Here is a 14,615-nt window from a genome sequence, read left to right on the forward strand (position 1 = left end):
CGTGGAAGGTTCGAGCGGCGGACCGATAGCCGAGGACGTGCGTCGGCGGATCCTGTCCATGCTGGCCCAGGGCACGCTGCGGCCGGGGTCTCGGCTCGGCACCGAACGTGAGATGGCCGAGGCCTTCTCGGTGTCGCGTGCGACCCTGCGCAGCGCTCTGTTGCCGCTGAGTCAGGCCGGGGTGTTGGAACGCCGCACCGGACGGGGCGGCGGCACCTTCGTGTGGGCCGACGTCGTCGAGCGCAACGCTGCCGAACTGGCCGGTCTGCCCGCCCGGCTGCACAGCGGCGGCCACACCAGCACCACGAGGGTGCTGTCCACCGACCGTCGGCCGGCGACCGGTGTCGAGGCGCAGGCGCTCGAATTGGCGGACGGCACAGAGGTGTTCACGGTACGGCGGCTGCGGTACGCCGACGGGGTAGCGCTGTCGCTGGATTCGTCATGCTTCGTCGCCGACCGGATGTCCGACCTGCTCGAGCAGCCGCTGGGCGGCTCCCTGTACGAGCTCCTGCGCGTGCGGTACGGACTGACGCCGGCCACCACGACCGAGACCATCGAGGTGGTCAGCGCCAGCCCGCGGGAGGCGGAGTGGCTGTGCATCCCGCAGCGCAAACCTCTGGTCGCGATCACCCGGGTGACCCGAGACGACACCGAGCGTCCCTTCGAGTACGCCTATGACCTGTTCCGGGCCGACCGGATCCGGCTCACCGCGACAAGTCGCTGTGCGGCGGTGGCGGTACAGCGGTCGATTCACAGCGCGTGAGCCGCACCGGCATCTGCTTGACCCCCGGCACCATCGTCGCCTGCATCCGGGTCACGGGGCCGTCGAGGGCGATGTGGTCGAACCTGGCCAGCAGTTCCTCGAACAACACCTGAGCTTCCAGTCGCGCGAGCTGGGCGCCCAGACACGAGTGCTCGCCGCATCCGAATGACAAGTGGGGGTTGGGGTTCCGGGTGATGTCGAGAGTTTCGGCGGTGGCGCCGAAGATCTCGGGATCGCGGTTGGCCGAACCGTAGAGCATCGTCACGAACTGGCCCTGCTCGATCAGCCGGCCGCGGATCTCGACATCGGCGGTGGCACACCGTGACATGTTGGCCACCGGGGAGGTGAAGCGCAGGAGTTCTTCGACCGCAGAGGGCATCAGCTCCGGATGCTCGCGAAGCAGCCGCAGCTGCTCAGGGTGCTCGATCAGTGCGAGCGTCCCCAGCGCGATGAGGTTGCGCGTGGTCTCGTTGCCGGCAACCAGCAGCAGGAAGCAGAACTGGAGCAGGTCGGCGTCGCTGAGCCGGATGCCGTCGACTTCGGCGGCGACCAGGACCGACAGCAGATCGTCGGCGTCGGTCACCTCACCGCTACGGCGGGGAGCGATCAGTTCCTCGAAATATGCGTACAACTCGCCCATCGCCACGAAAGTGTCCATCTCCACCTCGGGGTCGTCCATGCCGACCGTGGCATCCGACCAGCGACGGAACCGCTCCCAGTCGCTGTCCGGGGCGCCCAGCAACTCGGCGATCATGCGCGTCGGCAGCGGAGCGGCGATCTTCTCGGCGAACTCCACGCCGCCCGACGGATCGATGGCGTCGAGTGCTGTTCGTGCGAAGCTGCGCAGCTTCGGTTCCAGCAGCGCCACCTGGCGCCGCGTGAACCCCGAGTTGATCAGCTTGCGCAGCCGGCGGTGGTGCGGCGGGTCGGTGAAGATCAGGTTGCCGTCCAGCGCCGGCGCCTCGATGGCAGGGTCGGGCACCGTGATGCCTCGGGCCGACGAGAACAAGCTCGGGTGGGTGGAGACGTACCGGATGTCCTCGTACTTCAACAGCGCCCAGAATTCGTGTTCGGCGTTCCAGCACACCGGGTCGGTCTCGCGCAGCTCGCGGTAGGCCGGATACGGGTCGCCGGCGTAGAAGGCCGGCGAGTGCAACGGGTGGGCCATCGTTCACTCCTTTGTGTGCAGAAGGCCGGTGAGGATCACCTCGAGTCCGCGGCCGAACAGCGCCTCGGCGTCGGCGGCAGAGGTCAGTCCGGCCGTACCGAGGTGGTGGTGCAGCTGCACCGATCCGAGCAGGTGGATGTAGAGCACGACGTGCGCGTCATCGATCCGCTCTGCCGGCCAACCGGATTCGGCGAGGATCGCCTTGGCGGTGCGGTCCATCGCATGCGCCGACCCGGTCAGCGGGCGCTGCTGGAGCAGGGCGGCGATGCCGGGCATGTCGACCATCGCGTGCCAGGCGTTGGTGTAGAGCGCCACGATGCGCTGCGTCCAGTCGCCGTCGGTGGGTACCGCGATGCTCTCGACGACGGATTCGGCCAGCAGATCCAGCAGTGCCGCCTTGTCTTTGACGTGGTAGTACACCGACGACGGTGACGTGCCGGCCGCGGCGGCCAGCGCACGCATCGTCACATTCTCCACACCGACGCGACGCGCCAGATCGAGCAGATGTCCGACCAGGTGCGCGCGGTCCAGTGCGCCATACGGCAGCACGGAGGTCGCACGCCGGGGTCGGACCATTGGCAGCCCTTTCGAACAGTGTTCGGTTTCGAACGTTGTTCAGATTGAAGCAGTGGGGTGCCGTGCGGTCAAGGGGTGGTGCGCCGGTCAGTCCGCCTTGTGCGCCGACAGGAGGAACGCTTGCAGGCGCAGCCGTCCGTTCTCGTCGAGCAGATTCAGCGGCGGCGGCGGTCCCGGTGTCTTCGGGACGTTCGAGTGGATCAGGGCCGGCCGGATGTCGTCGATCACCCAGTACGGTGAAACCGCTTCGCGCAGTTCGAGTTCGGAGACCTCGTTGGGTCCCGGGCTCATCTCCTCGGGGAACGCCCCCTTGGCGAACGCCAGCACGAAGTAGCCGGCGCCAGGGGCGGCCGCCCGGTGGACAGACCGCAGGTATGCGTCACGCGATTCGACGGGTAGCGAGTGGAACAGCGTGCTGTCGACGACGGTGGAGAAGCGGCCTTCGAAGCCGTTCAGTTCCGTGATGTCGGCAGCGACGAACGTCGCCCGCTCGGCAAGCCCGCGCCCGGCTGCCGCGGCGGTTGCCGCGGCGATCGCGGTCGGGCTGATGTCGACACCGGTGACCGTGTAACCATCGGCAGCCAGCGCCAGCGAGAGTTCCGCGTGCCCGCAACCGGCGTCGAGCACCTCGCTGCGGAACTTGCCCGCCCGCCACAGCGCGGCGAGTTCCGGTTGCGGCTCACCGATACTCCACGGCGGATCGCCCTCGAAGTTGCCTTCGCCGCGATACGCGCTGTCCCAGTCCATCACTTCGGCCATGTCCGCCACGGTACCCCGCCGATCGCAGCTAATTCGGGCGTGAGAGCTGAGGTTTGCCGACAGGCGCGCAAACCGATCGATCGCCCCGTCCGCGCGGCTCGAACAGCGAGATCTGGCGAGAAGTTCTGAGAAATGCCGCGTACGTCAATTTTGCCTGCTAATCTCCGTCGCGCGGGTAGCGAATTGTCGAGGGGGCAATGAAGTCGATGGTGATTCAAGGGGATGTCCAGGTGGGCCGGCGGCGGCTCACCGATAAACGTGCCGCGTTCTTTCTGGTCCTCGGGATGCTCGCCGTTCCCGTCATCCCGGGATTGTTCGCACCCCATGGCGATGACCAGACGTCACCGGTGGACGCGGAATCCGTCCAGCTGGCAACAGAATCCGGACTGGTGGTCACCGCCGTGCCGCCCGACGGCTGGGACGTCGAGCAGGCCCCCGGCGGGGTGGTGTGGAGGTCCGGGGACGCCTTGGTGCTCATCGAAGCCCACGACCTCGATGGCCGCGACGTCGACGCGATGGGGGAGCGACTCATGCAGATGAACCGCAGGAGCGGCTTCTCGCCGGCATACGACGGTGGCAGGGCTCAGACCGGTGACGGCAACATGACGGGCCAGACCTGCGTCGTCACGACGGTGGGAATGTCCGGGACATGCGCGGTGATCGCTGACAGCGACGTGGTGGTGTTCGCCCAGAGCCTCGGGGACGTCGACGACCCCGCGTTGCCGCTCGACGAGGTCCTCGCCGTGATCGGCAGGGCAGAGCAGTGAGCACCCTGCCCGTGCGACCGGAGGTCGTATACCGTCCGCAGTCCGCAGTGTTCTGGGTGTGGGCCGGCGCCGTCCTGCTCGGGTTGGCCATGTACATCAGCGGTTCAGGCTGGGGGCTCGTCGAAACCAGGCAGGCGCACTTCGTGCTGGCGCCGTTGTGGTGCGGATTCATGATTTTCCTGGTTTGGCTCATGACGCGATTCGATCCCTTCCGCGCCGCGGTGCGCTATCCGCAGATGCTGGCAGCGGGGACGGCGCTCGGTGCGACCATCGCGCTGGCCATGGCCGTATCAGGCAACGCGTCGCTGGAGCGAGCCTGGGCGACGGTGCTCGACCCGGTGACGTTGGCGCGGTGGGCGCCCGCGCTGACGGCGCCGCTGGTCGAAGAATCCGCAAAACTGGCCTGTGCCGCAGTGATTCTGGTGCTGTGCGCGTCGGTCTGCACGCGCATCAGCCAGGCGCTGCTCGTCGGGATGTTCGTGGGGTTCGGCTTCGACATCATGGAGGACCTGAGCTACGCCGTCGTGGCTGCGCTCGACAGCCTGGACTCGGATCTGGCCGGTGCTTCCCTGCAGACGGCGGTCCGGTTCGTCACGTCGATCCCGTCACACTGGTCCTTCACTGCACTGACGTCCGCCGGTTTGATGCTGCTCCTCCCGTCGTTCAGCAACCCCGACGGATGGAGCCGGATGCGGCGGGTGGGCACCGCGGCGGCACTGATGGCGGCAGGGCCCCTCATGCACTTCGTGTGGAACGCACCGCTTCCCGGCATCGCAGGTTCAGAACTGGTGAAGATGGCGTTCAACATCGCAGTCTTCCTGACCGTTGCCCTGCTGCTGCTGCGCCAGGAACGCCGCTGGGTGATCGCCCACAGCGACAAGGCCATCCGCGCCGGATTCTCACCGGAGCTCGTCGCATCCCTGCCGACATGGCGCAGTCGACGGAAGTTCCCGGGTAAGCGCAAGCAGGTGCGTCGGCAGCAGCGCGCCGCGCTCGCCGCGATTCAGGCCTGACCCGGCACTTCCCACGTGTGCACGGGCTCGTTGCCGTGCATGTGACCGCAGTACAGCCGCAGCATCTCGGCCAGCGCGTCGGGCCGGCTCAGGCCACGGTTCTGCAGCGCGTCGACCGTCGCGGCCTGCCATGTCGCACCGTTGCGGCCGGTCTTGGCGCGCCCCTCGATCACGCCCAGGTAGCGGTCGCGCACCTCGGCGGACACCTCCCAGCGCCGCAACCCCTCGTCGGCCATCGGCAGCAGCCGGCGCAGGATCAGTTCGTCGGGCATCACCTCGCCCAGACCCGGCCAGTACATCCGCGAGTTCATCCCGTACTGCGCGGCCTGCAGGAAATTATGTTCTGCCGCAGCGAAACTCATCTGCGTCCACACCGGACGGTCCTCCTCGGACAGCGTGCGCAGCATCCCGTAGTAGAACGCCGAATTGGCCATCATGTCCACGACCGTCGGACCGGCGGGCAGGACGCGGTTCTCCACCCGCAGGTGCGGACGGCCGTCGACGATGTCGTACACCGGCCGGTTCCACCGATAGATCGTCCCGTTGTGCAATCGCAGCTCCGACAGTCGCGGAGTGCGGCCGGCCGCCAGCTCGGCCACCGGGTCCTCGTCGGAGAGTTCCGGCAGCAGCGACGGGAAGTAACGCACGTTCTCCTCGAACAGGTCGAAGATCGAGGTGATCCATCGCTCGCCGAACCACACCCGCGGCCGCACCCCCTGCGTCTTGAGCTCCTCCGGGCGGGTGTCGGTGGCCTGGGCGAACAACTCGATGCGCGTCTCGGCCCACAGGTGGTGGCCGAAGAAATACGGCGAGTTGGCGCCCAGCGCCAGCTGCGGACCTGCGAGCACCTGCGCGGCGTTCCAGTTGTTCGCGAAGTCGGCGGGGGACACCTGCAAGTGCAATTGCATGCTGGTGCAAGCTGATTCGGGGGCGATGGTCTCCGTCTGCAGGCTCAGCCGTTCCGGCCCGGCGATGTCGATCATGATGTCCTCGCCGCGCGCGGTGAAGATCGAGTCGTTGAGTGCCTGATAGCGCGTCGACTCGCTCATCCAGTGCCCGGACAGGTGCTGCGGCATCAGCGTCGGCAGGATCCCCACCATCACGATGTGGGCGTCGCTGAGGTTGGCCTTGGCCTCCGCGGCGTTGAGGCTCGCGCGCACCTCGTCCTCGAGGTCCAGCGCCGACCGGCCCGGCAGCCGCCGCGGCGGCACATTGAACTCGATGTTGTAGGCGCCAAGCTCGGTCTGATAGGCGGGGTCGGCGATCGACGCCAGCACCTCCGCGTTGCTCATCGCGGGCTGGTACTGCGAATCGACGAGGTTGCATTCGATCTCCATGCCGGTCAGCGGCTTCTCGAAGTCGAAGCTGGACTGCGTGAGCATCGTCTCGAACACATCCAGGCACAGCTGCACCTTGCGGCGGTACTCGCGCCGGTGCTCCCGGGTGAATTCGGTCCGCTTGAGTTCCTCGCCCACGGGACCGATGCAACAGCGTCGATGACGTGGGCGCAAGTTCCGGTCGCCGCGTTTGCGACCGCCCCATTCGGGTAGCGCCCGGGGAGCGGGCTTCCACGAGAGGAATATCACCATGACCGATGTCGCGCACCAAGGCTCCGACGCCGGTGACAGCCGTGACGTGCTGACCGACCGGCAAGGCCATCCGATCTTCGACAACCAGAACCAACGCTCCGTCGGCCCCCGCGGCCCGGCGACGATGGAGAACTACCACTTCCTCGAGAAGATGAGCCACTTCGACCGCGAACGCATCCCCGAACGCGTCGTGCACGCTCGCGGCGCCGTCGCATTCGGATACTTCGAGGCCACCGGCAAATGGGGTGACGAACCCATCGAGCGCTACACCCGGGCCAAACTGTTCAACACCCCCGGCAAACGCACCGATCTGGCCATCCGGCTGTCGACCGTGATCGGCGGGCGGGACTCGTCGGAGGTCGCGCGCGACCCCCGCGGGTTCGCGGTCAAGTTCTACACCGAGGACGGCAACTGGGACCTGGTCGGCAACAACCTGGCCGTCTTCTTCATCCGTGACGCGATCAAGTTCCCCGACGTCATCCACTCGCTGAAACCGGATCCGGTCACCCACCATCAGGAGCCAGCCCGCATCTTCGACTTCATGTCGCAGACGCCCGAGTCCATGCACATGATCGTGAATCTGTTCTCGCCGCGCGGCATCCCGGCCAACTACCGCACCATGCAGGGGTTCGGGGTGAACACCTACCGTTGGGTGAACGCCGAAGGGCAGACACATCTGGTGAAGTACCACTGGATGCCCAAGGCCGGAGTGAAGAGCCTGACCGAGGCCGACGCCGCGGCGATCCAGGCGACCGAACTGGGCAGCGCCACCAAGGACCTCTACGAGGCCATCGAACGCGGCGACTACCCGGAGTGGGAACTGCTGGTGCAGGTGATGAGCGACGACGAGCACCCCGAACTCAACTGGGATCCGCTCGACGACACCAAAGTCTGGCCGGAGAACGAGTTCCCGCCCAAGCTGGTCGGCCGAATGGTCTTGAACCGCAACGTCGACAACTTCTTCAACGATGCCGAGCAGTTGGCGCTGGGCACCGGCGTGCTCGTCGACGGACTGGACTTCTCCGAGGACAAGATGCTGATCGGGCGCACGTTCTCCTACTCGGACACCCAGCGCTACCGGGTCGGACCGAACTATCTGCAACTGCCCGTCAACCATCCGAAGAACGCCAAGGTCTCGACGAACCAGCAGGGCGGGCAGATGCAGTACGGCATCGACAACGTCGGCGCCAACCCCCACGTCAACTACGAGCCGTCCATCACCGGCGGGTTGCGCGAAGCCCAAGCGCCGACCGTCGACGAGTACGGGCCCGAGTTCACCGGTCGCATCACCCGGAAACGGATTCCGCGCACCAACGACTACGAGCAGGCCGGCCAGCGGTTCCAACTGATGGAGGAGTGGGAGAAGGACGACCTGGTGGCCAACTTCGTCACAAATATCGGCGAAGCCACCCGGGAGGTTCAGGAGCGGATGGTGTGGCACTTCCTGATGTGCGACGACGAATTGGGGCTGCGGGTCGGCGAGGGGCTGGGCATCACCGTCGACGATGTGCGTGATCTCGAACCGCTGCAATCCCAGACCCTGTCCGACGAGGAGCAGCAGCGCCGGCAGAACCTCGGCAAGAACGGACCCCGCGACGTCGCGGATCTGAAGATGACGCACTGCGTCCCCAACGAACGCGTGGTGCTGGCGGGCTCGTGACCGTCAGGCCCGCCGGGCCACCATGATCTGCGGTCCGAGGCACCCGCCACGCAACCGAACCTCGATGTCGGGGTCGGCGTGGCGGGCCAACGCCCGCAACGCCGACGGGCTGTAAGCCCGCAGTGAGCTGATCACCTCGCCGCGGACGAACGGCAGCAGCGGTGCCCACGGCAGCATCGTGGCCAGAAGCACCAGGTGCAGCGGCGCGGGCGGACGCGGCAGGTCGATCACCAGCAGCGCGTCGGCGACCCGGGTGCCCTCGGCGATCACCCGGGTCGCCGCCTCGGGGTCGAGGCGGTGGAACGACAGCACGAACACCGCGAGGTCGAACGAGTTGTCGGGGGCGTCGATCGCGGTGGCGTCGCACTGCCGGACCTCGGCACGGCGGTGCGCGCCGAGCTCACCTTCGGCCATCGCCGCCACCGCGGCGGCGTCGACGTCGGTGACCGTCACCTGCGCCGTGGGATGCCAGTCCAGCAGCAGCCGCGACACCGCGCCGCGTCCGGCACCGAGCTCGAGGATCCTCGGGTCGGCGACATCGGCGACCTCGTCCAGTGCGATCTCGGCGAATCCTCCGGCGTCACCGAAGACCTCGCGGCCTCGGTATCCGCGCCGATCGGTCTGCAGCAGCCGGTCCAGGAGCGACGCGTCGGGCCCCCCACGCGGCATGGTGGCGATATCAGCTGTGCGGGTGCCCATTGGTCCATGATGGACGAATGGCCGACTTCGTCGCTGCAATCGACCAGGGCACCACCAGCACGCGGTGCATGATCTTCGACCACGACGGTGCCGAGGTGGGCCGTCACCAGCTCGAACACGAACAGATCCTGCCGAAGGCGGGCTGGGTCGAGCACAACCCGGTCGAGATCTGGGAACGCACCAGCGCGGTGCTGGCCTCGGCGCTGAACAACACCAAGCTGACCGCCGGTGACCTCGCGGCCCTGGGCATCACCAACCAGCGGGAGACGTCGCTGGTGTGGAACCGCCGGACCGGCCGGCCGTACTACAACGCGATCGTCTGGCAGGACACCCGCACCGACCGGATCGCCTCCGCGCTGGACCGCGACGGCCGCGGCGACGTGATCCGGCAGAAGGCCGGGCTGCCGCCGGCCACATACTTCGCCGGCGGCAAGCTGCAGTGGTTGCTCGAGAACGTCGACGGGCTGCGCGCCGACGCCGAGAAAGGTGACGCGATATTCGGCACCACCGACACCTGGGTGCTGTGGAATCTGACCGGCGGGCACCGAGGCGGGGTGCACATCACCGACGTCACCAACGCCAGCCGCACCATGCTGATGAACCTCGAGACCCTCGACTGGGACGACGAGTTGCTCGGGTTCTTCGACATTCCGCGTCAGATGCTGCCCGAGATCCGTCCGTCGTCCTGCGCCCAGCCGCACGGGCTGACCCTGGAGACCGGGCCGGCCGACGGCGAGATCCCGGTCACCGGGATCCTCGGTGACCAGCAGGCCGCCATGGTGGGGCAGGTGTGCCTCTCGGCCGGCGAAGCCAAAAACACCTATGGCACAGGCAATTTCCTGCTCATCAACACCGGCGAGGAAATCGTGCGCTCGGAGAACGGGCTGCTGACCACATTGTGTTACCAGTTCGATCAAGCGAAACCCGTTTACGCCCTTGAAGGTTCGATCGCGGTGACCGGTTCGGCGGTGCAGTGGCTGCGCGACCAGCTCGGCATCATCAGCGGCGCATCGCAGAGCGAGGCACTGGCCCGCCAGGTCGAGGACAACGGCGGGGTGTACTTCGTGCCGGCTTTCTCGGGACTCTTTGCGCCATACTGGCGTTCGGACGCACGCGGCGCCATCGTCGGCCTGTCCCGGTACAACACCAATGCCCATCTGGCCCGCGCCACCCTCGAGGCGATCTGCTACCAGAGCCGGGACGTGGCCGACGCGATGGCCGCCGACTCCGGGGTGACGCTGGAAGTGCTCAAGGTCGACGGCGGCATCACCGCCAACGATCTGTGCATGCAGATCCAGGCCGACGTGCTCGGCGTGGATGTGGTCAAACCCGTTGTCGCCGAGACCACCGCGCTCGGTGCCGCCTACGCCGCCGGTCTTGGAGTGGGCTTCTGGGACGGGGCCGACGACCTGCGCGCCAACTGGCAGGAAGACAAGCGCTGGACGCCGCAATGGTCCGACGACCAGCGCGAAGCCGGCTACGCCGGGTGGCGCAAGGCCGTCGAACGCACCCTGGACTGGGTGGACGTCGACTAGGAACTACTGCCCTGCGGCGACCAATTCCCGCAACCGCACGTCGGGGTTCTCCCGCTGCACCGTCTCCAACCGCCACTTCGTCGCGAACACCGCCAGCAGCGCGCCGTCGGTGCGGGTGAACACCTCGACCGAGGGCAGGCGGGACAGCAGCTCCACATCCTCGGGTTCGCACAGCCGGGCCACGGTGTAGGGCAGCGGCTCCAGCTCGATCGGCGCGCTGAACTCCGCACTCATGCGGTGGGCGGCGACCTCGAACTGCATCGGCCCGACCGCGGCCAGCACGGGTGCCTGATCGCCGCGCCGGTCCGACCGCAGCACCTGCACGACACCTTCCTGGTCGAGCTGCTCGATGCCCTTGCGGAATTGCTTGTGCTTGCTCGGATCGGTGCCGCGCGCCACCGAGAAATGCTCCGGGGAGAAGCTGGGGATCGGCGGATACTGCACCGCGACGTCCTGGTAGAGGGTGTCGCCGGGCCGCAGCGCCGCGGCGTTGGCCAACCCGATCACGTCGCCCGGCCAGGCCGTGTCCAGCGTCGAGCGCTGCTGGCCGAACACCGACTGCGCGTACTTGGTGACGAACGGCTTGCCCGTGGCGGCGTGGGTCAGCACGTCACCACGCTCGAACGTGCCCGAACACACCCGGGCGTATGCGATGCGGTCCCGGTGCGCGGAGTCCATGCCGGCCTGCACCTTGAACACGAAGGCCGAGAACGGCGCGTCGGCGTCGCGGCGGTCACCGTTCACGTCGACCTGACCGCCGGGTGACGGCGCCAGCGCCGCCAACACGTCGAGCAACTGGTTGACACCGAAATTCAGTGCGGCAGAAGTGAACAGCACCGGCGTCGAGCTGCAGTCGCGGAACGTCTCGGCGTCGAAGTCCGCACCGTCGGCGCTGAGCAGCTCGGACTCCTCGACCGCGGTGTCCCAGTCGTCGCCGGCCGCCTCGTGCGCCCGGTCCGGGTCGATGTGTTCCTCGGGAGCGGCGGTGGCGCCGCCCGCGGTACGGGTGAACCGGATGAACTTGCCGGTGCGGCGATCCAGCACGCCCTTGAAGTCGCCGGCGATGCCGACCGGCCAGGTCAACGGCGTGGGTCGCAGCCCGATGCGCTCCTGGATCTCGTCCATCAGTTCCAGGGCATGGCGGCCCGGGCGGTCCCACTTGTTGATCACGGTGATGATCGGGATCCGGCGGTGCCGGCACACCTGAAACAGCTTGAGCGTCTGTGGCTCCAGGCCCTTGGCTGCGTCGATGAGCATCACCGCCGAGTCGACGGCGGTGAGCACCCGATAGGTGTCCTCGGAGAAGTCGGCGTGGCCCGGGGTGTCGAGAAGATTGATGATGCAGGTGTCACCGGAGGCTGTGGTGTACGGGAACTGCAGCGCGGTCGACGTGATCGAGATGCCGCGCGCTTTCTCCATCTCCATCCAGTCCGACACCGTGGCGCGGCGGTTTCCCTTGCCGTGCACGGCGCCGGCCTCGGTGATCGCCTTGGCATGCAGCACCAGCGCCTCGGTCAGCGTGGACTTGCCCGCGTCGGGGTGGCTGATGACCGCGAAGGTGCGGCGACGGCGCGCCTCGGCGGAAACTTTGTCGGAACGGGGTCCGGCCGTCGCGGCCGACCCGGGGGAATTCGTCATTATGCTGGCGATTTTATTGGCCGCTGGGGTTCAAGCGTTAATCGCTGGTGTTGTTGGTCCCTCTGGCCCCGTTGGTCGCACTGATCCGCTTTTTGCAGGGGTCTACTCGCACTTTCTCTGAAAAAGTCGCAGGTGTGGGGCGGAAGTGACTCAGGCCGCGGTGCCATCCAGCTCGCGCTTGGTCTGCTTGTCGAGCTCGATGTCGCGCACCGCGGTGTTCGCCTCGAGGTGCGCCACCGACGACGTGCCAGGGATCAGCAGCACGTTGGGCGCCACCGACAACGTCCACGCCAGCACGATCTGGGCCGGGGTGCGGTTCAGCTTCTGCGCTTCGCGGACCACCGCGGCATGGTTGAGCACCGGATTGTCGGGCAGAAATCCCGAGCCCAGCGGGAAGAACGGCACGAACGCGATGCCGCGCTCGGCACACAGGTCCAACACCGGCTGCGAGGTCCGGTCGAGCAGGTTGTAGGCGTTCTGCACGCACACGATCTCAGTGCGGTCCAACGCGATTCGCAGATGCTCGACGGTGATGTTGCTCAACCCGATGCCGGCGATCAGTCCCTCGTCACGCGCGCCGATCATCGTCGTCAACTGCCGGTCGAACAGCTCGCGGTCGACTTCGGTGTCGAACAGCCGCAGGTTCACCGCCGCCAGCCGGTCGGTGTCCAGCGTGCGCAGGTTCTCCTCAAGCTGCCTGCGCAGGCTGTCGGGCTCCTGGTCCGGCAACCAGTTGGCCTGCTCGTCGCGCTTGCCTCCGACCTTGCTCACCAGCGCCAGGTCCTCGGAGTAGGGGTGCAGAGCCTCGCGGATCAGCTCGTTGGCGACGTTCGGTCCGTAGATCTGCGCGGTGTCGATGTGGTCGATGCCCAACTCCACGGCGCGGCGCAGCACGGCCACGGCCTGGTCGTGATCGCGGGGTGGACCGAAAACGCCGGGTCCAGGAAGCTGCATGGCGCCGAATCCGACGCGGCCGACCGAGTACGCACCGAGCTGATAAGAGTCCATGGTGCTTACCTACACGAATCCGCGGTGGTTTCTTCCCGGTAATCCGTCTTCGACCGGAATTGCAGCTGTTCGTCATTAGGCTGGGACGACGAGCCTGGGAGATGTCCATGAGCGAAACCACAAGCAGCGCGGCGTCGATCTTCGAGGTGGGCAACTACGCACCGGTCGCCGACGAGCTCACCGAATTCGACCTGCCCGTCGACGGCGCGATTCCGCCCGAGCTGACGGGCTGGTACCTGCGCAACGGCCCCAACCCGCGGGTGGCCACCGGCCACTGGTTCACCGGCGACGGCATGATCCACGGTGTGCGCCTGGAGAACGGGCGGGCCGCCTGGTACCGCAACCGGTGGGTGCGCACCGACAGCTTCGTCGAGGACTTCCCGCTCTACAACGCCGACGGCACCCGCAACCTGCGTGCCAGCGTGGCCAACACCCACATCGTCAACCACGCCGGTAAGACCCTGGCGCTGGTCGAATCGTCGCTGCCCTACGAGATCACCGATGAACTGGAGACCGTCGGCGCGTACGACTTCGACGGCCGGCTGGTCGACTCGATGACCGCGCACCCGAAGATCTGCCCCGACACCGGCGAAATGCACTTCTTCGGCTACGGCAACATCTTCACCCCGCACGTCACCTACCACCGCGCCGACGCCGACGGCACGCTGTCGGTCAACCGCGGCCTCGACGTCCCGGCCCTGACGATGATGCACGACTTCGCGCTGACCCCGAACCATGCGGTCTTCATGGACCTGCCGATCGTGTTCGACCTCGACATCGCGATGCGCGGCACCGGTGACATGCCGTACCGCTGGGACGACGACTACGGCGCCCGGCTGGGACTGTTGCGCCGCGACGACCCGTTCGGTGAGGTCCGGTGGGTCGACATCGATCCGTGCTACGTGTTCCACGTCGCCAACGCGTACGAGACCAGCTCAGAAACCGGGGAGTCCCTCGTCCTGCAGGCGGTGCGCTACCCCGAATTATGGCGCGACAACGGTGGATTCGACGCTGAAGGCGTGCTGTGGACCTGGACGGTGGACCTGACCACCGGGAAGGTGACCGAAAGCCAGCTCGACGACCGCAGTGTCGAGTTCCCCCGCATCGACGACCGGCTGGCCACCAAGGCGGCGCGGTACGCAGTGTCGGTCGGGAACCGCAACTGGGTGCGTCATGACCTGACCACGGGCGACGCGGTCGAACACCGGTTCCCGGCGTCGGGCCCCGGCAACCCCGGAGAGGCGGTGTTCGTGCCGTCGACCGCGGGCGCGGCCGACGAGTCCAGCGGCTGGTACCTGGGCTACGTCTACGACGCGGCGCGCGACGGCAGCGACCTGGTGATCCTCGACGCGTCCGACTTCACCGGTGATCCCGTGGCGACAATCCATCTGCCGCAACGTGTTCCGTACGGCTTCCACGGCAACTGGATCGCAGGCTGAA

At 67.3% G+C, this 14,615-nt stretch carries 13 protein-coding genes; 6 read left to right on the forward strand and 7 right to left on the reverse strand.

Going from position 1 to position 14,615, the window contains the following annotated elements:
- The first annotated feature begins 1 nt into the window (after position 1).
- The gene (locus tag ACQI46_RS09005; RefSeq protein WP_427093645.1) at positions 2-763 is read left to right on the forward strand and encodes a GntR family transcriptional regulator; all 762 of its coding nucleotides are present in this window, start codon (positions 2-4) and stop codon (positions 761-763) included.
- Here ACQI46_RS09005 and ACQI46_RS09010 read toward each other — a convergent pair.
- From ACQI46_RS09010 to ACQI46_RS09020, 3 genes are all read right to left on the reverse strand, one after another.
- Positions 705-1,931, reverse strand: coding sequence for a cytochrome P450 (locus tag ACQI46_RS09010; RefSeq protein ID WP_427093646.1), 1,227 nt, complete (start codon positions 1,929-1,931; stop codon positions 705-707). The genes ACQI46_RS09005 and ACQI46_RS09010 overlap by 59 nt on opposite strands.
- Positions 1,932-1,934: 3 nt before the next feature.
- Positions 1,935-2,507 (reverse strand): TetR/AcrR family transcriptional regulator, encoded by a 573-nt coding sequence (locus tag ACQI46_RS09015; protein WP_427093647.1) that lies wholly within the window; start codon positions 2,505-2,507, stop codon positions 1,935-1,937.
- An 87-nt stretch (positions 2,508-2,594) separates the two neighbouring features.
- On the reverse strand, positions 2,595-3,266 hold the full coding sequence (locus tag ACQI46_RS09020) for an SAM-dependent methyltransferase (RefSeq protein ID WP_427093648.1): 672 nt from the start codon (positions 3,264-3,266) through the stop codon (positions 2,595-2,597).
- A gap of 206 nt (positions 3,267-3,472) precedes the next feature.
- Between ACQI46_RS09020 and ACQI46_RS09025 the strand changes: the two genes are divergently transcribed.
- Positions 3,473-4,033 (forward strand): hypothetical protein, encoded by a 561-nt coding sequence (locus ACQI46_RS09025; protein ID WP_427093649.1) that lies wholly within the window; start codon positions 3,473-3,475, stop codon positions 4,031-4,033.
- Positions 4,030-5,046 carry a PrsW family intramembrane metalloprotease gene (locus tag ACQI46_RS09030; RefSeq protein ID WP_427093650.1) on the forward strand — a complete coding sequence of 339 codons (1,017 nt, stop codon included), beginning with the start codon at positions 4,030-4,032 and terminating at the stop codon, positions 5,044-5,046. The genes ACQI46_RS09025 and ACQI46_RS09030 overlap by 4 nt, the downstream gene beginning before the upstream one ends.
- Here ACQI46_RS09030 and ACQI46_RS09035 read toward each other — a convergent pair.
- Entirely contained in the window at positions 5,037-6,521 is a 1,485-nt protein-coding gene (locus ACQI46_RS09035; protein ID WP_427093651.1) for a glutamate--cysteine ligase, read from the reverse strand. The two genes, ACQI46_RS09030 and ACQI46_RS09035, sit on opposite strands and share 10 nt — an antisense overlap.
- A gap of 112 nt (positions 6,522-6,633) precedes the next feature.
- On the opposite strand from ACQI46_RS09035, the gene ACQI46_RS09040 reads away from it, so the two are divergent.
- Complete coding sequence (locus tag ACQI46_RS09040; RefSeq protein ID WP_427093652.1) at positions 6,634-8,295, forward strand: catalase; 1,662 nt, start codon at positions 6,634-6,636, stop codon at positions 8,293-8,295.
- 3 nt (positions 8,296-8,298) lie between these two features.
- Here the strand turns inward: ACQI46_RS09040 and ACQI46_RS09045 are convergent, their stop codons facing one another.
- Positions 8,299-8,994: a class I SAM-dependent methyltransferase gene (locus tag ACQI46_RS09045; RefSeq protein WP_427093653.1), complete on the reverse strand. Its 696-nt coding sequence runs from the start codon at positions 8,992-8,994 to the stop codon at positions 8,299-8,301.
- Positions 8,995-9,011: 17 nt separating this feature from the next.
- On the opposite strand from ACQI46_RS09045, the gene glpK reads away from it, so the two are divergent.
- Positions 9,012-10,529 (forward strand): glycerol kinase GlpK, encoded by a 1,518-nt coding sequence (gene glpK, locus ACQI46_RS09050; protein WP_427093654.1) that lies wholly within the window; start codon positions 9,012-9,014, stop codon positions 10,527-10,529.
- Between the two features lie 3 nt (positions 10,530-10,532).
- Here the strand turns inward: glpK and ACQI46_RS09055 are convergent, their stop codons facing one another.
- A complete protein-coding gene (locus ACQI46_RS09055) occupies positions 10,533-12,167 on the reverse strand; it encodes a peptide chain release factor 3 (RefSeq protein WP_427093655.1) in 1,635 nt (544 codons plus the stop codon).
- A gap of 150 nt (positions 12,168-12,317) precedes the next feature.
- Positions 12,318-13,175, reverse strand: coding sequence for an oxidoreductase (locus ACQI46_RS09060; protein WP_427093656.1), 858 nt, complete (start codon positions 13,173-13,175; stop codon positions 12,318-12,320).
- A 107-nt stretch (positions 13,176-13,282) separates the two neighbouring features.
- Here ACQI46_RS09060 and ACQI46_RS09065 point away from each other — a divergent pair, with 107 nt between their 5' ends.
- Positions 13,283-14,614 (forward strand): carotenoid oxygenase family protein, encoded by a 1,332-nt coding sequence (locus tag ACQI46_RS09065; protein WP_427093657.1) that lies wholly within the window; start codon positions 13,283-13,285, stop codon positions 14,612-14,614.
- Position 14,615: the final 1 nt, after the last annotated feature.

The sequence above is a fragment of the Mycobacterium sp. SMC-4 genome (assembly GCF_050205565.1).
In the GTDB taxonomy this organism is placed as follows: domain Bacteria; phylum Actinomycetota; class Actinomycetes; order Mycobacteriales; family Mycobacteriaceae; genus Mycobacterium.